The 19864-nt window shown below is 58.2% G+C and carries 16 protein-coding genes; 9 read left to right on the forward strand and 7 right to left on the reverse strand.

Annotated features, from left to right (window positions below):
- The first annotated feature begins 44 nt into the window (after nt 1–44).
- The 4 genes from ilvD to ACFIO0_RS16610 are packed head-to-tail and all read left to right on the forward strand — an operon-like array spanning nt 45 to nt 3669.
- Complete coding sequence (gene ilvD / locus ACFIO0_RS16595) at nt 45–1808, forward strand: dihydroxy-acid dehydratase (protein ID WP_390911506.1); 1764 nt, start codon at nt 45–47, stop codon at nt 1806–1808.
- Nucleotides 1789–2457 carry a hypothetical protein gene (locus tag ACFIO0_RS16600; RefSeq protein ID WP_390911507.1) on the forward strand — a complete coding sequence of 223 codons (669 nt, stop codon included), beginning with the start codon at nt 1789–1791 and terminating at the stop codon, nt 2455–2457. Before ilvD ends, ACFIO0_RS16600 begins: the two co-directional genes overlap by 20 nt.
- A 50-nt stretch (nt 2458–2507) precedes the next feature.
- Nucleotides 2508–3281 (forward strand): DUF6478 family protein, encoded by a 774-nt coding sequence (locus ACFIO0_RS16605; protein ID WP_390911508.1) that lies wholly within the window; start codon nt 2508–2510, stop codon nt 3279–3281.
- 22 nt (nt 3282–3303) lie between these two features.
- The gene (locus tag ACFIO0_RS16610) at nt 3304–3669 is read left to right on the forward strand and encodes a hypothetical protein (protein WP_390911509.1); all 366 of its coding nucleotides are present in this window, start codon (nt 3304–3306) and stop codon (nt 3667–3669) included.
- A gap of 301 nt (nt 3670–3970) precedes the next feature.
- On the opposite strand, the gene ACFIO0_RS16615 is transcribed toward ACFIO0_RS16610, so the two are convergent.
- From ACFIO0_RS16615 to ACFIO0_RS16630, 4 genes are all read right to left on the reverse strand, one after another.
- The gene (locus tag ACFIO0_RS16615) at nt 3971–5299 is read right to left on the reverse strand and encodes a S41 family peptidase (RefSeq protein ID WP_390911510.1); all 1329 of its coding nucleotides are present in this window, start codon (nt 5297–5299) and stop codon (nt 3971–3973) included.
- A gap of 3 nt (nt 5300–5302) precedes the next feature.
- Nucleotides 5303–6436, reverse strand: a complete 1134-nt coding sequence (locus tag ACFIO0_RS16620; protein WP_390911511.1) for a peptidoglycan DD-metalloendopeptidase family protein — start codon at nt 6434–6436, stop codon at nt 5303–5305.
- A complete protein-coding gene (gpmI, locus tag ACFIO0_RS16625) occupies nt 6433–7950 on the reverse strand; it encodes a 2,3-bisphosphoglycerate-independent phosphoglycerate mutase (RefSeq protein ID WP_390911512.1) in 1518 nt (505 codons plus the stop codon). The genes ACFIO0_RS16620 and gpmI overlap by 4 nt, the downstream gene beginning before the upstream one ends.
- 66 nt (nt 7951–8016) lie before the next feature.
- Entirely contained in the window at nt 8017–10941 is a 2925-nt protein-coding gene (locus ACFIO0_RS16630; protein ID WP_390911513.1) for an error-prone DNA polymerase, read from the reverse strand.
- 130 nt (nt 10942–11071) lie between these two features.
- Between ACFIO0_RS16630 and ACFIO0_RS16635 the strand changes: the two genes are divergently transcribed.
- The 4 genes from ACFIO0_RS16635 (at nt 11072) to polA (ending at nt 15225) form a co-directional block, all read left to right on the forward strand.
- The gene (locus tag ACFIO0_RS16635) at nt 11072–11539 is read left to right on the forward strand and encodes a DUF1203 domain-containing protein (RefSeq protein WP_390911514.1); all 468 of its coding nucleotides are present in this window, start codon (nt 11072–11074) and stop codon (nt 11537–11539) included.
- 48 nt (nt 11540–11587) lie between these two features.
- Nucleotides 11588–11773, forward strand: coding sequence for a zinc-finger domain-containing protein (locus ACFIO0_RS16640; protein ID WP_390911515.1), 186 nt, complete (start codon nt 11588–11590; stop codon nt 11771–11773).
- A 118-nt stretch (nt 11774–11891) separates the two neighbouring features.
- Nucleotides 11892–12329 (forward strand): hypothetical protein, encoded by a 438-nt coding sequence (locus tag ACFIO0_RS16645; RefSeq protein WP_390911516.1) that lies wholly within the window; start codon nt 11892–11894, stop codon nt 12327–12329.
- A 100-nt stretch (nt 12330–12429) separates the two neighbouring features.
- A complete protein-coding gene (gene polA / locus ACFIO0_RS16650; RefSeq protein ID WP_390911517.1) occupies nt 12430–15225 on the forward strand; it encodes a DNA polymerase I in 2796 nt (931 codons plus the stop codon).
- A 1-nt stretch (nt 15226) separates the two neighbouring features.
- Here polA and ACFIO0_RS16655 read toward each other — a convergent pair whose 3' ends face one another.
- Both ACFIO0_RS16655 and ACFIO0_RS16660 read right to left on the reverse strand, forming a co-directional pair.
- Nucleotides 15227–15976, reverse strand: coding sequence for an SDR family oxidoreductase (locus tag ACFIO0_RS16655; protein WP_390911518.1), 750 nt, complete (start codon nt 15974–15976; stop codon nt 15227–15229).
- The gene (locus tag ACFIO0_RS16660; protein ID WP_390911519.1) at nt 15973–18261 is read right to left on the reverse strand and encodes a molybdopterin-dependent oxidoreductase; all 2289 of its coding nucleotides are present in this window, start codon (nt 18259–18261) and stop codon (nt 15973–15975) included. The genes ACFIO0_RS16655 and ACFIO0_RS16660 overlap by 4 nt, the downstream gene beginning before the upstream one ends.
- A 133-nt stretch (nt 18262–18394) precedes the next feature.
- Between ACFIO0_RS16660 and ACFIO0_RS16665 the strand changes: the two genes are divergently transcribed.
- Entirely contained in the window at nt 18395–19279 is an 885-nt protein-coding gene (locus tag ACFIO0_RS16665) for an MBL fold metallo-hydrolase (RefSeq protein ID WP_390911520.1), read from the forward strand.
- On the opposite strand, the gene ACFIO0_RS16670 is transcribed toward ACFIO0_RS16665, so the two are convergent.
- Nucleotides 19276–19851 (reverse strand): DUF1285 domain-containing protein, encoded by a 576-nt coding sequence (locus ACFIO0_RS16670; RefSeq protein ID WP_390911521.1) that lies wholly within the window; start codon nt 19849–19851, stop codon nt 19276–19278. The genes ACFIO0_RS16665 and ACFIO0_RS16670 overlap by 4 nt on opposite strands.
- Nucleotides 19852–19864 lie beyond the last annotated feature (13 nt).

Here is a 19864-nt window from a genome sequence, read left to right on the forward strand (position 1 = left end):
GCCAAACCAAATGTTTCGCCAGAGTTTCGAAGGGGAGAGAACCGATGTCTCAGGGTAAGTTCGACAAATCCAAATTGCCAAGCCGTCATGTAACCGAAGGGCCCGCACGCGCGCCGCACCGGTCGTATTACTACGCGATGAACATGACAGAAGAGCAAATTCACCAGCCATTGGTCGGCGTTGCCACCTGCTGGAACGAAGCTGCCCCCTGTAACATTGCCCTGAACCGTCAGGCGCAATCGGTCAAAGTTGGCGTTGCCGGTGCCCAAGGCACGCCGCGTGAATTCACCACGATCACCGTTACCGACGGCATCGCGATGGGCCACGAGGGCATGCGGTCATCCTTGGCCTCACGCGAGGCGATTGCCGACACGGTCGAGCTGACCATGCGCGGCCACTGCTATGACGCGCTGGTGGGCCTCGCGGGTTGCGACAAATCCCTACCCGGCATGATGATGGCGATGATCCGTCTGAACGTGCCGTCCGTGTTTCTGTACGGCGGGTCGATCCTGCCCGGTCGTGCGCCAAAAGGTGCTGACGTGCCTGCCGATTTCGCAGATCGCGATCTGACGGTTCAGGACATGTTCGAGGCTGTTGGCAACTATCAAAACGGCACGATGTCCGAGGCCGCGCTAGAAGTTCTGGAACGTGTGGCCTGCCCGACCGCTGGTGCCTGTGGTGGTCAGTTCACCGCCAACACGATGGCCTGTGTGTCCGAGGCGATCGGCCTTGCGTTGCCGAATTCATCCGGTGCCCCTGCACCCTACGAATCCCGTGACGAATACGCCCAAGCATCCGGTGCTGCGGTCATGAACCTGATCGAGAAAAACATCCGCGCCCGTGACATCGTCACACGCCAATCGCTGGAAAACGCAGCCCGCATCGTGGCCTGCACAGGCGGCTCTACAAACGGTGGTTTGCATCTGCCCGCAATGGCGCACGAGGCTGGCATCGATTTCTTCCTCGATGACGTCTGCGAGATTTTCCGCGACACGCCGTATTTCGTAGACATGAAACCCGGCGGCCAATACGTCGCCAAGGATTTGTACGAAGCTGGCGGCGTTCCCGTCGTGATGAACGAGCTGCGCAAAGCCGGTCTGATCCACGAAGATTGCATGACAGTCACCGGCTATTCCATGGGCGAAGAGTTGGACAAAATTACCCGTCAAGCAGATGGCAAAGTCATCCACTCGGTTGCGGAACCCCTGACAAAAACCGGCGGCGTTGTTGGTCTAAAGGGCAACGTCGCCCCCGAGGGCGCAATTGTAAAAGTTGCAGGCATCGAGCCACAGCACCAGATTTTCACCGGCCCGGCACGGGTTTTTGAATGCGAACAAGACGCCTTTCAAGCCGTCCAAGACCGCACCTACGAAGAAGGCGACGTGTTTGTCATCCGCAACGAAGGCCCCGCAGGCGGCCCCGGTATGCGCGAAATGTTGGCGACCACAGCCGCCCTGTCCGGTCAAGGCATGGGCAAGAAAGTTGCGCTGATCACCGATGGTCGTTTTAGCGGCGCGACACGCGGTTTCTGCGTGGGTCACGTGGGCCCAGAGGCGGCACACGGCGGCCCGATTGCACTGCTGAACACCGGCGACGTCATCACAATCAACGCCATCGAAGGGACGATCAACGTCGCCCTGACGGATGACGAATTGGCGGAACGCAAAGCGGCGTGGCCCGGCATGCGCGAGACGATCTATGGCGCAGGCGCGCTCTGGAAATACGCGCAGCTGGTTGGCGGCGCTTACAAAGGGGCGGTAACCCACCCCGGTGCCCGCGACGAGCGTCATGAATACTGGGATCTGTAAGGCTGCCTGTCTTGGGCTGATGGTGGCAACGCTGTCGGCCTGTACCGAAGGCACCGAGCTAGGTTTTTTGCAAACAAAGCAAGGCGCTAGCGCCTCCGGACCGGCACCTTTGACCCAAGCACAGATGATGCGCGGGGCCGTGACTTTGGTCCCGCCGTCGGGCTATTGCATTGATCCGCGAAGCCTCAAGCAGAACTTTGCGCTGCTGGCGCGCTGTGACACGTTGGGCGGCAAAAACGGAGCCCTTGATGCACCTTTGGGCGTGATGACGGTCAGTTTGGCCGCATCGATCGGCCCCGCGTTGTCATTGTCATCCGTGGCGCAGGCCGCAGATGCCACAAGCCTCGGAGAACGGTTCGACGTCAAGGGCGTGGAACTGGCGCGCGCAACGGCAACCAGCCCCAAAGGCGACCTGTCAAAAAACCACTGGCGCGCGGTGACCCAAATCAACCGCACTGACCTAAGTATCGCACTGTTTGCACCGGCCCAAAGCCCCGCCTTGAGCAACGAGGGACGCAGCATGATCCGCAGCATGATCAACGCCACCCAAAGCGCATCTGTGGCCACATCTGTCGCCACGGGAATACCGCCCAAAGCCACAAATCCAAAAAAAGGATTGGCTGCCACACTTACGGGTTTATTTGAGTGAAACCTTTTCAGTAGATTGTATCCAAACCGGAAACAGTACACTCAGGGGTTATGGCGGAAAAATCACTCAACATATTGGACAAGCTATCGCATCGCCGGGCAATGCGCCGTTGGGCGCGCGCGGCGCGTAATGCAGCCAAGGCAAACCTAGCAAGCTTGCGTCAAAACCGGTCAGCGGCACGGCTGTTGCGCACCCATCTGGATCGCCTGATCCACCGTGCGGATGAACGGTTGGCGTTGCCTGTAATCGGGTCGACCAGTTTTCCACGCCCCCACAATGCGGACTGGGCATGGCGCCCGGAACTGTGGCGCGGTCCCCTGCCTACGCCGGGCATGTCGTCAGTGCAAACCAAGTCGATGCTGGGCGAAGAAGTCACGCTATTTCATGACTGTAACCTATCTGAACTGACCCTGCGCCAGTTGCGAAACCTGCGTGAAGCAGACCTTGCGCCCTACGGTTTGCGCATGGATGTTTTCAAATTTGACGGCTCGTTTTTGTCGCTGGTTATCGACCTGCCGACAGATGCGACAAACGCGTTAAAACGTACGCATTTGCTGCGGATGAACTGCATCGTCGAGATGGAAAAACCGCTCGAAATTTTTGCCCGTCTGAACATTCGTCACGGGCCGAACACCGAACAAATCGTGCGCGAACTGCCCTTGCACGAAGAAGATATTATGGTCGAATTCGACCTCGCCTATTCCAACCTGAACGAAAAACGGGTGGAACGGGCGTGGATCGATTTGATCTTTGAGGGGCCGGAAATGAACCAGGTGATCCTGCGGGATCTGACGTTCTCGCGTCGCCCCCGTGCCGCCCTTTGACCCCCCGCTGTAGGAGAAAAACATGACCACATTGACTCTGACAGCCACCCGTATGCGCCGCGGCGTTTGGGAAGGCGTGATAACAAATTCCGAAGCTGGTGTGCCGCAAATCAAGGTCACGCATCTGGACAAACCAGTGCCCGATTTTGACCTGACTGAAAACGATGGTGCCTGGGTTCTCAAGGTGCCAATTCCGGCTGAGGCGATTGCTGACGGGGTGCAAACTTTTGTCATTACCGACCAGATTAACAGCGAGCGTTTGGGCTATTTTACCCTGATCGCAGGCGAGGCATTGGGCGACGATATGCGCGTCGAAGTGGAGCTGCTGCGCGCCGAATTGGACATGCTGAAACGCGCCTTCCGTCGCCATTGCGTCGAGACATCCTGAGCGGGTCAAACACCCAACGGGCGCTGCGTTAACCGTGATTCTGGCGGGCTGTTAGCGGTGTTTGGATCAAAAAACTGCGCAGTTATCCCCGAAATCTGTGCAGTTTGACCTGCATGATTTGCCCCTAAAACCATGTGAATTTGTAAAATTGTACAGATTTCGCCGAAAACTGAGCAGTTTTGCCGAACACTTAACAAACCCTTGGCAAAAGGGTTAATCCGCGTGGTTTTGACACAGAAAACCCCCGCATGTTTGCATGCGAGGGTTTGTTTTGACTGTAAGTCAGATCAGTTTTTCGGACTTAGTTTTTTGGACCAAGCGCGCTCAGACCTTTGAGGATATCGATGGCGTAGGCCAGTTGATAATCGTCCTCGCGCAGCGACGCGGCGGTCTCGGCCTTTTCGCGATCCGCTTCGATCTGTTCGATCTCGTCGTCGGTCAGGCTGTCGTTGTTCAGGCTGCCGCGCAACGATGCTTCGGTGCGTGCTGGACGCGCCTCGTCATCATCGGCTTCGGCCGTGCGGCGCGGTTGTTCGACGATGATGTCTGGCGACACACCCAGCGACTGGATCGAACGACCCGACGGCGTGTAGTAGCGCGCCGTGGTCAAGCGCATCGCGCCTTCGCCGCGCAGTGGCATGATGGTTTGAACCGATCCTTTGCCAAAGCTTTTGGTGCCGATGACGATGGCGCGACGGTGGTCTTGCAACGCGCCCGCAACGATTTCAGACGCCGACGCAGAGCCGCCGTTGATCAAAACCACAACCGGTTTGCCCATGGCCAGATCACCCGGTGTTGCGTTGAAACGATCGCCTTCCTCTGGGTTGCGCCCACGGGTCGAGACGATTTCGCCTTCTTCCAGGAACGCATCCGACACGCGGATCGCTTGGGTCAACAAGCCGCCCGGGTTGTTGCGCAGATCGATGACAAAGCCGTTGACCGCGTCCATGCCGCCCAGCTCTTCGACTTTTTCGGCCAGCTGTTCGGTCAGGTTCGGTGTGGTTTTGTCGTTGAACGTGGTGACGCGCAAAACCACGGTTTCGCCTTCGGTGCGCGAACGGACCGCTTGCAATTCGATGGTCGCACGAATGAGCGACACGTCAAACGGTTCGCTTTCGCCTTCGCGCACAACGGTGATGATGATTTCGGCGCCAACAGGGCCGCGCATTTTGCCAACCGCTTCGTCCAGCGTCAGGCCCAGCAGGCTTTCGCCGTCAACGTGCGTGATAAAATCGCCCGCTTGCATGCCCGCCTCGTCGGCAGGGGTGCCATCCATGGGCGAGACAACTTTGACGAACCCTTCTTCTTGGGTCACTTCGATGCCAAGACCGCCGAATTCACCACGCGTTTGCACACGCATCGATGCGGCATCGTCGGGCGACAGGTAGCTAGAGTGCGGATCAAGCGAGGTCAGCATGCCGTCAATCGCGGCTTCGATCAGATCGCTGGTGTCGACTTCTTCGACGTACTGACTGCGGATGCGTTCAAAAATATCGCCGAACAGGTCAAGCTGTTCATAAACGCCGGCGTCTTTTTTGGTTTCCTGAGCAAGCAGCGGACCTGCGATTTGCGTCGTCGCCAATACACCTGCCAAAGTGCCACCTACTGCGGCCATCACGAACTTCTTCACTGTCTATCCATCCTTGTCAGTCCGGAACCACGATGCGGGGTCCTGAGGAACATTTTGTTGTCTTACTTCTATATAGAGCGTTTCCGTTCGCCCATTGCCAGCCCCATCACCATCTGTTGATGCGGAAGTCGCGTTGTTTTCGGCACTTAGCCCGCCCATCAAACCCAAAGGCGTGCCTTCGGCGATGACCTGCCCTGCCGCCCCATAGGTAACGTCGAGGCCGGCAAAGACAAATAACGTGTCCGATTGCGGTTCTAGAATCACGACGTTGCCGTAATCCAGCAGGGGGCCAAGATAGCGGATTGTGGCGGCTGTGGGCGTTGTGACCAGCGCGCCTGCGCGGGTGGCTATAATCATGCCGGGGCGTTTGATGCCTGCGGCGTCTGCCTCGTTTGCGGCGCGCAGAACGATGCCTTGGACCGGCAAAACCAGCCCGCCGATACGGTCATCAAGGGGCGGCAGGTCAACGCCTTGATCATCAAGCGTGATTTCGGACAGCCCACTGGCAAAGCCCGTCAGTGTTTCGGTCGAGGAAATCAGGATGGCGGTGCGCACCGGATCTTCGGTGAACCGTTTGGGTAAATCGGTGCGTTCGGCCATTGCGCGGTTCAGCGACACACGGGCGCGTTGCACATCGGACAGCCCGATTTGCAGTTGGTCAGCGGCGTCCTGTTGCAGAGAGCGCAAGATTTGCACCTCTTGCAGGTCTTTGCGCAACAGCCCGGCTTTTGCATTCAGGGCTGGCGTCAATTCGGCCAGTAACATGCCGGCGCGCGCGGTGCCGGTTGGCCCTTGGGGGTGGAAAAATGCGGTGGGCGACGGGTTCGCACCAACCGATTGCAGCACGCCGAGGAATTGCGCGATTTCACCGTCCGAGGCTTGCAACTTGCGGCTTAGTTGTTCTTCGCGCAGGACCACGCGGCGCAGACCGTCGCGCATCGCCGTCAGCCCCGCCTCGTAGGCGCGCACAGTTTCCGACAGCGCCTTGACGCGGTTGCGCGCGCCTTCGGCTTTTTCCAGTTTGGCCGAGGCATCAGCAAGCTGAGTTGCAGCAGCGCGTGCTTGGGTCGCGACGTCTTGGGCCGCCGCAGGAACTGCCAGCGTCATGGCAAGTGTTATGGCCGCAAAAATCTTCATGCGATCAGGTTCTTTCCGGTCATTTCCGGCGGCGTTTCAAGCCCCATCAAATGCAACAACGTCGGGGCAAGATCGGCCAATCGCCCGGCGTTTAACGTGGCCCCATCCGGTCCGCCGATCAGCGCGACAGGCACCGGGTTCAGCGTGTGCGCCGTGTGTGGCCCGCCGGTTTCGGGGTCGATCATCATCTCGCAATTGCCGTGATCTGCGGTGACGATCATCGCGCCACCTGCCGCATCAAGGGCTTGCAGCACGCGGCCCAATCCGGCGTCAACTGCCTCGCAGGCCGCAATGCCCGCATCCAGATCGCCGGTGTGCCCGACCATGTCAGGATTGGCGTAATTGGTGACGATCAAATCGTAGCCCTTTTCGATGGCCGCAACGAATTGATCTGTGACTTCGGGGCACGACATTTCGGGCTGCAAATCGTAGGTCGCAACCCGTGGGGACAGCGGCATAAAACGGTCTTCGGCGGGGGCTGGTGCCTCGACGCCGCCATTCAGGAAAAATGTCACGTGAGGGTATTTTTCAGTCTCTGCAAGGCGGAATTGGGTCTTTCCGTGTGCTGCAACCCAGGCCCCAAGCGTGTTGGGAATGTCGGCCTTGGGGTAGGCAGCGGTCATGAAACCGTCGTGGGTTTTCGAATAGTCCACCATGCCAAGAACAGCTGCGAAACGGGGGCGGCCAGTGACATCAAAAGCGTCGAAATCAGGGTCGCCAATGGCCGACATCAATTCGCGCGCGCGGTCGGCCCTGAAGTTCAGGCAAAAGACGCCGTCGCCGTCTTTCATGCCGCCGTAACCTTCGACCACAAAGGGGTCGATGAATTCATCCGTTTGGTCCAGATCGTAGCAGGTCGCGATGCCGTCTTGGGCGTCTAGCAACACGTCGCCGTCCGCCAAAACCATGGTGCGCCACGCCTTTTCGACACGGTCCCAACGGTTGTCGCGATCCATTGCGAAATAGCGCCCGCTGACTGTAGCGACAAGCGCCCCTGAGGGTTTGGACCGCTCTACGATCTGAATGTCGCTGGACGCTTGGGTCGGGGCCACATCGCGCCCGTCGGTGATCACGTGGATCGCGACAGGGACGCCCTGTTCTGTCAGCAATTTGGCGGCGGCAAACATGTGATCTTGGTGCGCGTGGACCCCGCCTTTGGAGGTCAGACCAATCAGATGCGCCGTGCCGTTTTCTGCTTTCACCTTGCGCGCGAAATCCAGAATCGCGGCGTTGTCGAAAAAGCTACCGTCTTCGATTGCCAGATCGATTTGACCCAGATCCATCGCCACCACACGGCCCGCGCCAATGTTCGTGTGCCCGACTTCAGAGTTGCCCATTTGCCCCGACGGCAGGCCGACGTCGGGACCGTGGGTGATCAACGTCGCGTTCGGACAGCTGCCCAAAATGCGGTCCATGTTGGGTGTGTTTGCCAGCGCCGGCGCGTTGCCGGTGCGCACATCAGACAGACCCCAGCCATCAAGGATGCAAAGAACGACAGGTTTCGGGGTGGGCATAACTGCGTGCGCCTTTGGATTTGTTTTGCGGGTCTTTTATCTGGTCTGGTGGTTGGGGTGAAGGGCTTAGAATTTGGTGGCTTTTTCTTGCCGTTTGGGCGGCGGTGTCAGCAGGTGGCGCAGCAGCGCGACGGGGTGGGATTTTAGGGTTAACCGCATGGCCACGTAATCCTCGACCACGTGTTCGCCCATGGTCATTTCGGGCAGTAGGGCTGTGGGTTCGTCCACGACCTCGCCGTCGATGTCATTGGCAAATAGCGGTAAAATTGGCCCCGGGGATAGGGCTTTTGCCTCCCAGAGGGCCTCGCGCCGGTTGAGGTTGAGGGCTGCGAACACGTCCGCTTCGGCCAATCGTTCAACGACGTTGGGGGCGACACCTGCGCGCCGCCACACATCGCGCAAATGTTGATAGCCGTTGCCGCGCGACGCTGTGATCCACGACGAATCTTCCTCTGACAGGCCTTTGATCTGGCGAAACCCAAGGCGCAGCGCCAAGCCGCCAAGCCCGTCGGGTTCCATCGCGTTGTCCCAAAAGCTGTTGTTGATGCAGATCGGGCGCACGTCGACGTGGTGTTCGCGGGCGTCGCGCACGATTTGCGCGGGCGCGTAAAACCCCATCGGCTGGCTGTTCAGCAGGGCGCAGGCAAAGATGCCGGGGTGGTGGCATTTGATCCACGAGCTTGCGTAAACCAGCAGCGCAAACGAGGCCGCGTGGCTTTCGGGAAAACCGTAGCTGCCGAACCCTTCGATCTGGGAAAAGCAGCGTTCCGCAAAGTCGGAATCGTAGCCGTTGCGCTGCATCCCCCGCAGGAACAGCGCGCGAAATTCACTGACGTTGCCGTGCTTTTTGAACGTCGCAAGCGAACGCCTAAGCCGGTCGGCCTGTTCCGGCGTGAACCCGGCCCCGACGATCGCAATCTGCATCGCTTGTTCCTGAAACAGCGGCACACCCAGCGTTTTGCCAAGCACTTTGCCCAGCGCATCGGAGGGAAAGCTGACCTCTTCTTCGCCGTTCCTGCGCCGGATGTAGGGGTGCACCATGTCGCCCTGAATAGGGCCGGGCCGAATGATCGCCACCTCGATCACCAGATCGTAAAACGTGCGCGGGCGCATGCGTGGCAAAAAGTTCATTTGCGCCCGGGATTCGACCTGAAACACACCCACGCTATCGGCGCGACACAGCATGTCGTAGACCACCGGATCTTCGGCGGGCAGCGTCGCCAGCGTGTAATCCAGCCGGTGGTGCATCTGCATCAAATCGAACGCTTTGCGGATGCACGTCAGCATGCCGAGCGACAAAACATCGACCTTGAGAATGCCCAGCGTGTCGATGTCATCCTTGTCCCAGCAGATCACGGTGCGCCCTTCCATCGTGGCATTTTCGATGGGAACAAGTTCGTCGAGCCGCCCTTCGGTGATGATAAATCCGCCGACATGTTGGGACAGGTGGCGGGGGAAACCTTCGATTTCATGCACCAGTTCCAGCGTCTGGCGCAGGCGTTTGTCATTGGCATCAAGGCCGATTTCCGCAAGGCGCGCGGCCTCGATCCCTTTGGTGGAAAAGAACCCCCACAACTGTGATGACATGGCGGAAATCGTGTCTTCGGACAGACCCATGGCACGGCCGACTTCGCGGATGGCGCGTTTGCCCCGATAGTGGACGACGGTGGCGCACAGGCCGGCGCGGTGACGCCCGTAGGTTTCGTAGATGTGCTGGATGACTTCTTCGCGCCGCTCGTGTTCGAAATCAACGTCGATGTCAGGGGGTTCGTCGCGGGCCTCGGAGACGAAACGTTCGAACACCATGGTGCCGATTTCGGGGGAAACAGACGTGACGCCAAGACAGTAGCACACGACGGAATTGGCGGCTGATCCGCGCCCCTGGCACAGGATATTGCGCGAACGGGCAAAGGCCACGATGTCGCGCACAGTGAGGAAATAGGGTTCGTACGCCAGCTTGCCGATCAGGGTCAGCTCGTGCTCAAGCAGCTGGCGGACGTGCGCAGATGCGCCCGCAGGATAGCGCCAATCGAGCCCCTCATACGCCAAACGACGAAGGCGCGCGGTGGGGGTTTCGCCCGCAGCCGCTTCGGACGGGTATTCGTAGCGCAACTGATCCAAGGAGAACGACAGCGATTGGGCAAGGGTGTGGCTGCGTGCGATGGCAGGTTCAAACCCTGCAAAGATACGTTGCATTTCGGGCGCGCTGCGCATGCGACGTTCACCGTTGACCATGGCCCCACGCCCCAGATCATCCACCCGCGTGCTGGTCCGAATAGCCGTCATCACGTCCGCCAGTTTACGCCGCGCACCGTGATGCATGCGCGGGGCAGCGCTGGCCAATGTGGGCAACCCCAACGCGTCAGCCTGAGCCTGCAATCGCGCAAATCGCTGACCGTCGCGCCCGTCATACTGCGGTGCCATAAGCACATGCATCCGCCCCGAAAAACGACGCATCAACCGTTTCGCGGCACGCTGCCATGCCCCTGCGTCGCCCGCCTGTGTTTGCGCGTGTGGCCACAGGACCAATTGCAACCCATCGCTAAATTCCTCGAGATCGCTGAGCGCCAAATCACAGCTGCCTTTGTCCGCCGCCAATCGGCCCTTGGACAGGATCCGGCACAGGTTTCCCCATCCCGTCCGATCCATCGGCAACACCGTCACGGGCGGCGCGTCCTGAAACACCAGTCGCGCAGCAGGGATCAAACGCGGCGTCGCCTTTAGGCCGATCCCCTCGATGGGGGCCGCAAACGCCTCAGGACAAGGCGGCCCGATCAACCCATAACTCGCATCCCAATCCCGCCGCTCTTGTACCTGCCGCTTGATCTTGCGCGCCTGCGTGTGCGCCCGCACAATCCCCGCCACCGAATTGTCATCGGCGATCGCAATACCCTCCATCCCCAGCAAGGCGGCGCGCGTCATGAATTCCTCGGGGTGCGACGCCCCGGTGAGAAAGGTGAAATTCGACATGATCGACAGTTCGGTGAACATGGGCACAATCGATTAGGGGATTCGCAATGTTCCTATTTTGTTCTGATTCTAAATACGCGTCAATGCGCAGCATTCGGGTTGCCGGAACGTCAACAATTCTGGAACGATGCACCCAACAAGGAGACCGCACATGCCAACATTCACCGCCATGCCCACCGACATCGTCACCGCCTACCGCAACGGCGCAAAAGACGCCCACGGGAACCCGCCCGAGCGGCACATTTCGAACGGTTCAGGCAATCCGTGTCGACACTGTCTGAAAAATATTCCCGAGGGGGCAGAGATGCTTGTTCTGGCGCACAAACCATTCGAGGGCACGCATCCCTATGCCGAAGTCGGGCCGCTGTTTTTATGCGCGGATGCCTGCGCGCAAGGTGGCGGACAGGCGTTGCCGGACATCCTGACCACCTCGCCCGATTACCTGCTGAAAGGCTACAGCGCGGATGACAGGATCGTTTATGGCACCGGCGCGATTGTCCGTCCGTCCGACATGTCCGTCTATCTGCAAACCACCTTTGAAAATCCGCAGATCGCCTATGTGCACGCCCGCTCTGCCCGGAACAATTGCTATCAATTGCGTATTGATCGCGACGCCTAGGGGTGGCACTACAGGCGCACGACTTTCGCCATTTCTAAGGACGCGCCCATGACCCTGCCAGCACCAGAGACAAAAATCGTGGACAAGTATCGCATCGCTTGTGATGGCGGCGTCGGTGGACACCCCCGCGTTTGGCTGCAAATCGACACAGACACCGGCTGGGTCGAATGCCCGTACTGCGACTGCAAATACGTGCACACGGATTTTGCCGACAGCGTCGATAAAATGGCTTGAGCCACCCCGGCCTTTAGGGCGCCCAAAAGCCGCCCAACTGTTGCCCGATTTTTTTGTTATGCCCCGTATGTGACACCACCTTTGTGAGGTCACTTTTGTGAGACCAAGGGGCCGTGCGATGACTGGATCAATGCAAAAATATGGACACCTCGGCATGGGCTTGGGCGCAGTTGGTCTGGGCATTGCGGTTGTGCATTTCTTTGCCGGGCCGTTTGCCCCACAGCAGCACATTGACGTCAGTCTGGGCGAAATCGCTGCAAAGATTGCCAAATCGGCCACCCGCGAATTCCTGAACCAACCGCAACCCGCACCTGTTCCAAAAGTTTGGGATATTGACGCGGTTTTGCGAGTTGCTGCGGCTGTTGCGTCAGTATTCGCGATTGTTCTGGCGGCTGTGGCCTATGTGCTAAAGGAAAAACGGCGCGTGGCAACTGCGGCGGCGGCATTGGGTCTGACAGCGCTGGCGTTTCAATTTGCCATCTGGCTGGTGATGATGGTGGTCGGTTTGATCCTGATTTCGATCATCTTTAACAGTCTGGATTTGGACTTTGCCTAACAAACACTGAATCATGTTGCAAAACCCCAAAGCCGTGATTGCGGCGGGCGTTCGGATGCGAGATAGTTAGCGCGCATATGATCAGCGCGGGGCAGACGACATGACCACTTCGACATTCGGCAAAGGGTGCCATTTGCACCTGATCGACGGCTCTGCGTTCATCTTTCGCGCCTACCACGCGCTGCCGCCTTTGACGCGCAAATCTGACGGCGCACCCATCGGGGCGGTCGCCGGTTTTTGCAACATGTTACAGCGCTACGTCGAGGGCAACACCGGCACCGACGCGCCCACCCACGTCGCGGTGATTTTCGACAAAGGCAGCCACACGTTCCGCAACGATTTATACGACCAGTACAAAGCCAACCGCGAGGCGATGCCCGAAGATTTGCGCCCGCAAATGCCGCTGACCCGTGATGCAACCCGCGCGTTCAACATCGCCTGCGAGGAAATCGAAGGCTTTGAGGCCGACGACATTATCGCCACTTTGGCCGTTCAAGCGCGCAATCTGGGTGGCCGCTGTACCATCATCAGCTCGGACAAGGATCTGATGCAACTGGTCGGTGACGGTGTTGAAATGTTCGACGCGATGAAAAACAAACGCATTGACCGCGACGGTGTGCACGAGAAATTTGGCGTCTATCCCGAACGGGTTGTCGACGTGCAGGCGCTGGCTGGCGATAGTGTCGATAACGTGCCCGGTGCCCCCGGAATTGGCGTGAAAACCGCCGCGTTGCTGATCAACGAATACGGGGATCTGGACGCATTGCTGGAACGCGCAGGCGAAATCAAGCAACCCAAGCGCCGTGAAACCTTGATCAATCACGCCGATCAAATCCGCCTGTCGCGCACGCTTGTGCAGCTGGACGAAGGCATGGTTTTGCCATTCACCATCGACGATATGGAGGTTCGCGAACCCGATCCGGACGTCCTGATGCCGTTTCTGGCAGAGATGGAGTTTCGCACGCTGACCAAACGCATTGCCGATCAATTGGGCGTCAAAGCCCCCGTGATCGAGGACAAATCACCGGACGTGCCAGACGTCGAAGCCATCCCGTTTGATCAGGCAAAATACGAGCAAGTCGGCGACCTTGAAGGCCTGCAAAAATGGATCGACCTGATCTATTCACGCGGCCATGTCGCCGTCGATACCGAGACAACTGGCCTGAATGAAATGACCGCCGATCTGGTCGGAATTTCGCTGTGTGTTGACGCCGGCCACGCCTGCTACATCCCGCTGATCCACAAAATCGCGGGCGGCGATGATCTGTTTTCTGACGATACGCTTGCGCCCGGGCAGATCGCGATTGAGGATGCCTTGCGCCTTTTGACCCCGATGCTTGAGGATGAAAGTATTCTGAAAATCGGGCAAAACATGAAATACGACACCAAGATTTTTGCCCAAATCGGCATCAATGTCGCCCCCATCGATGACACGATGCTGATGTCGTATGTGATGCACGGCGGCCTGCACAATCATGGCATGGATTCTTTGTCGGAACGCTATTTGGGCCACGTGCCGATCCCGATAAAACCCTTGTTAGGCTCTGGTAAATCGGCGCGCACGTTTGACGCGGTCCCGCTGGAACAGGCGGTGCCCTACGCGGCTGAGGACGCCGATATCACCCTGCGCCTGTGGCAGATGTTCAAACCGCAATTGCACGTATCAAAGGTCACGCGTGTCTACGAAACACTCGAACGCCCCTTGGTCCCAGTGCTGGCGGGAATGGAACGATCCGGCATCAAAGTTGATCGTGATACGCTGTCGCGGATGTCCAATGCGTTTGCCCAAAAGATGGCGGGGCTAGAGGATGAAATCTATGAATTGGTTGGCCGCAAGTTCAACGTCGGATCCCCCGCGCAAGTCGGAGAAATCCTGTTTGACGAAATGAGCCTTGAGGGCGGCAAAAAGGGCAAAACCGGAAAATACGCCACCGGCGCAGACGTTCTAGAGGACCTCGCGACCGAACATGTTTTGCCCGGTCGCGTGCTCGATTGGCGCCAATTGGCCAAGCTGAAATCGACCTACACAGACGCGTTGCAGGACCACATTAACCCCGACACAGGCCGCGTTCACACGTCCTATTCTATCGCCGGTGCATCGACAGGACGGCTGGCCTCGACCGATCCAAACCTGCAAAATATCCCGATCCGTTCCGAAGAAGGGCGCCGCATTCGCGAGGCCTTTATCGCAGAGCCGGGCAAGACGTTAGTTGCGCTGGATTATTCACAAATCGAACTGCGCATCCTTGCCCACATCGCCGATATTCCTGCGCTAAAACAAGCGTTTGCAGACGGTCACGACATTCACGCCATGACCGCATCCGAGATGTTCGACGTGCCATTGGATCAGATGACCCCTGACATCAGACGCCAGGCAAAGGGCATCAACTTTGGTGTCATCTACGGCATTTCCGCCTTTGGTTTGGCGCGCAATTTGCGCATCCCGCGCGCCGAGGCCCAAGGGTTCATCGACCGCTATTTCGAACGATTCCCGGGCATCCGCACCTACATGGACGACACCAAGGCGTTCGCCAAAGAGCATGGGTTTGTGCAGACATTGTTCGGGCGCAAAATCCACACGCCAAACATCGGGGCCAAAGGACCACACGCCGGATTTGCCGCCCGCGCCGCGATCAACGCGCCGATCCAAGGCACCGCCGCAGACGTCATTCGCCGCGCCATGATCCGCATGCCCGACGCGATCAAAAATATCCCCGCCGCGATGCTGTTGCAGGTCCACGATGAACTGCTGTTCGAGGTCGACAACGCTGCCGTAGATGACTTGATCGGTGCCGCTCGCGAGGTCATGGAAAACGCGAACGATCCGGTCGTGAAACTGGACGTGAAACTAACCGTCGACGCAGGCCAGGGCGCGAATTGGGCCGAGGCGCACTAGCCTAACAGGTGTAATTCAACCCGAGACGCCCACCGTCGACATAGATCGTTTCACCCGTGATGTATTTCGCCTTTTTGCTGGCCAGAAATGCGACGGCATCAGCGACGTCACGCGCCTCGCCGATGGATTTTAGCGGTGTGCGCGACATGACCGTGGCCATCGCTGCGGGGTCCGCATTGACGCCTGCCAGCATCGCCGTGTCGATGGATCCGGGGCCAACCGCATTGACCCGGATGTTGTGCGGCGCAAGCGCGAGCGACGACGCCTTGGTCAGCTGCATGACGCCACCTTTTGACGCGCAATACGCGGCGATTGACGGGATCGAAATGACCGCATTGACCGACGACATGTTTACAATTGCGCCTTCAATCTTGTTCGCAACCATGGCGCGCGCAGCGCGTTGAGTGGCAAGGAAAGTGCCCGTCAAATTGACGTCGATAACCTTGGTGAATTGTTCGGCCTCAATGGTTAGAAAATCGCCGGGCAGCGCAATTCCTGCATTGTTCACAAGGACTTCGACAAAACCGTGATTGGTTTCGATCTCGTCGAACATCGCGGTGATTTGCGCCGGATCAGCCATGTCGCAGACCAGCCCGACCGTTCCATTGCCCAGTTTTTCTGCCGCTGCTTGCACGCCATCTGCGTTGATATCCGCCAAAATTATGCGTGCGCCATCAGCGGCGAGCGCCTCGGCGCAGGCGTATCCGATGCCCTGTGCACCGCCGGTAACAAGTGCGATTGGTTTGGTCATTTTGATGGTCCTTTGGTGAAATCTGGTGGCTCAAACGCTTGCACGTCCGGTGGTGTTTCGGTGAATTTCGCAACGTCTACCATCGCGGAATGTGACGCGGGACTTTGGGTCAACGACGAGGTGCGCACGTCATGCGTCAACACGTTCGGGTTGCCGTGTCGGTCGCGGGCTTGGGGGGCGTCGAAGTCGGGGTCATACCACGCACCGGTCCACAAAAAGACGCAGCCTTTGCGAACCTCATCACTGACTTTTGCCCCGGCAAGGCAACGTCCGCGGTTGTTAAAGACCTCAACGATCTGACCATTTTCAATGCCCCGTGCAGCGGCATCATCGGGATGAACAAGGATCGGTTCGCGCCCTTGAATTTTGTGCGAACGGCTGTAGTCACCATTGTCGAGTTGACTGTGCAGGCGCGTTTTCGGTTGCCCGGAAATCAGAAATAACGGATGCGTTTTCGCAGTCAAATCGCGCGGCGTAAACCATGTGGCGTGCCCCTTGCAATCGGGCAAATCGAACTTGGCGATGGTGTCACTGAACAGCTCGATCTTACCGCTTGGCGTCGGCAACGGGTTGGCCACGGGATCAGCGCGAAAATCGGCAAGAAAGATCTGGTTCGGAGCCGGATCAGGCAAGGACACGACGTCGCCCGCGATAAAATCGTCCCAATCGGGCAGCGTAATTTGCGCGCTTTTTGCGTGATCCTGCGTCACTTTCCAAATGTCGCGCAGCCATGTGTCTTGGGATTTGCCTTTGGTGAAATCTGTGCCGCCCAGCCGTTTTTCCAGCGCTGCATAGATGTCGAATTCGGCGCGCGCCTCGCCTATGGGCGGAACCGCTTGGGGCATCGGGATCAGTGCGTTGTCGGATTTTCCCGCCCCGAAATCCAGCCGTTCCTGAGGGGCCGCCACAGGCAAAACGATGTCGGCGTGGCGCGCGGTTGCGGTCCAGTTGATTTCGTTCACGATCACGGTTTCAGGGGTTTGGAATGCGGCATGCAGACGGTTCAAATCTTGGTGGTGATGGAACGGATTTCCACCCGCCCACCAGACCAAACGCGCGTCTGGAAACATGCGTTTTTTCCCGAGGTAATCGAAGGGTTTTCCTGCGTTCAACAGCATCTCGGAAATCATCGCAACGGGGATAAAATCGGGCACCGGATTGTCACCTTGGGGCAGCGAACCCCACGGAAATGGCCGCTCCATATTGCCGATGTTTCCGTTGACACCGTAGCCAATAACGTAGCCGCCACCGGGTAGGCCCATCTGCCCCAGCATCGCGGCCAAGGTCACGATCATCCACAAAGGTTGTTCACCGAAATCAGTACGTTGCACACCGGCGGCAAGGCTCATCATCGTCCGTTTCACTGCCATTTTCCGGGCCAGATCACGGATGTCTTGGGCGGGAATATCTGTTTGAACAGCAGCCCATTCAGCGTCTTTGATCTGCCCGTCGGTTTCGCCCAAAAGATAGGATTTGAACCGGTCAAACCCGACGGTGTAACGATCTAAAAACGGCTGGTCATGCAGCCCGCCATCTAACAATGTATGCGCTAAGCCCATCATCAATGCCACGTCAGAACCGGGACGCGCAGGCATCCATTGCGCACCCGTTCGAAAATCGGATCGCAGGGGGCTGACGTTCACGAATTCGACACCGTTTTTCTGGCACACATCGAGGTTCCCTTGCATCCTGTGGCGCGCAAATCCGCCGTCGCTGACTTGGGTGTTTCGTTCAGCCATGCCGCCGAACATCACCATCAGATCGGTGTGTTTCGCGATCACAGACCAGCGGGTCGCTGCGGCCACGTGGGTGCGGTAGGGACCAACGATAAACGGCATCAAACCAAGGGCCGCGTTAAAGCTGTAGTTGCCCTCGGAGCGCACGAAACCGCCTTGCGTGTTCAGGAAGCGTTTCAACTGGCTTTGGGCGTGGTGAAAACGGCCAGCACTGGCCCAACCGTAGGACCCTGCGAAGATCGAATTGTTGCCGTACGTGTCGCGCACACGGGTTAATTCGGCGGCGATATGATCGAGGGCCGTGTCCCAACTGACTTCGATAAAGCTGTCACGCCCACGCGGCGTAGTGCCGTTTTCAAGCCAACTTTTGCGGATTGCAGGGCGCAAAACGCGCGCCCGTCCATTCAGGCTGCTGGCGATATTGTCGTTGATATCGGACGGCGCGGGGTCATCGCCATGCGCTGTGACGCCGACCAATTTGTCGCCTTTGACGCGGACAATGCCCGGCCCCCAATGGCTGGATGTGAGGCGTGTGAAGCTGTCGCTCATCCAAGAATCCGATCCGTTTCAGACTGTTCCCAAGCATCGTGGCGGTTTTTTTGCTCATTGTCATCACGTGACATTGTGACCCTTGGAAACTGATCTGCCGCGTGCCACATTGTGCGCAACAGGAGGCTTCGTTATGACCAATCCTATCGTCGATCTGGACAAGAAACCGAACGTAAAAGCGTTCTTTGACCCGCAATCAAACACCATCAGTTACGTGGTCAAAGACCCCGACAGCAACGCCTGCGCGGTCATTGATGCGACGATGCAGTTTGACGTGGCGGCGGGTCGGCTCAGTTACGAAAGTGCGGATGAAATCATCGCCGACATCACGGCGCGTGGGCTGGATCTGGAATGGATTATCGAGACGCACGTGCATGCCGATCACCTGTCGGGTGCGCCCTACATCCAGCAAAAACTGGGGGGCAAAATCGGGATCGGGGAACACATCCAAGAGGTGCAGGACACCTTTGGCAAGATCTTGAACGAAGGCACTGAATTCCAGCGCGACGGGTCGCAATTTGATGCCCTGTTCAAGGATGGTGATCGCTATAATGTCGGGTCTTTGCAATGCTTTGCGATGCACACCCCCGGCCATACGCCTGCCTGTATGGTGCATGTGATGGGTGACGCGGCCTTTGCTGGCGACACGTTGTTTATGCCCGATGGCGGGTCGGCGCGCGCCGATTTTCCAGGGGGTGATGCGGGGCAATTGTTCGACAGTATTTCACGCGTTCTAAGCCTGCCGGATACGGTCAGGTTGTTCGTGTGTCACGACTATGGTCCGAACGGGCGCGCGATCGCTTGGGAAACCACGATTGGCGATCAAAAGGCCGCGAACATCCACGTCGGTCACGGCGCCAGTCGCGAGGATTTCATCAAAATGCGCGAAGAACGGGACAAGCAGTTGGCCGTGCCAAAACTGATCATCCCGTCGCTACAAGTGAACATGCGCGCCGGCGAGGTGCCCACGGATGAAAGCGGCAATATGCAGTTGAAAATTCCGGTGAACCGGCTTTAATCCAGTTCTGCTGACGGGATAATTCCGAAAAACTGCCCGCCCGACCACACGCCGAACCAGCCGTCGTGATGCACCCCGAGATCGACAAGGCGGTAAAAGCTTTTGCGATCAATCAGCGCCTCTAGATCGGAACGGATCAGCACGTAGGGCGAGGGTTCGCCCGTCTCGGGATCACGCTCTACCCGAATGGGCAAATCAGGGCCGGCTTTGGCCATGTCGTCAACTTGGGTGGTAAAGGTCAAAACCTGATTTTCGCCAGTCCCAGTTACGTCGAAATCAATCGCCACAAACGGTGCGTCATCAACGATGATCCCGACCTTTTCAACAGGCGTCACCAGAAAGTATTTGCCGTCCTCACGTTTAAGAATCGATGAGAACATTTTCACCAATCCGGGGCGGCCAATCGGCGTACCTTCGTAAAACCACGTGCCATCGCGGGCGATGCGCATGTCCAAATCGCCGCAAAACGGCGGATTCCACAAATGCACCGGCGGCAATCCGCGCGTTTTTGTGGCGTTTATTGAGGCAACCAGCCCTTCGGCGTTCGGTGTCACAATATTTTGTCCGCTCATGACCGCTGAATCC

The organism is Pseudosulfitobacter sp. SM2401, assembly GCF_042932805.1.
Lineage (GTDB): Bacteria > Pseudomonadota > Alphaproteobacteria > Rhodobacterales > Rhodobacteraceae > Ascidiaceihabitans.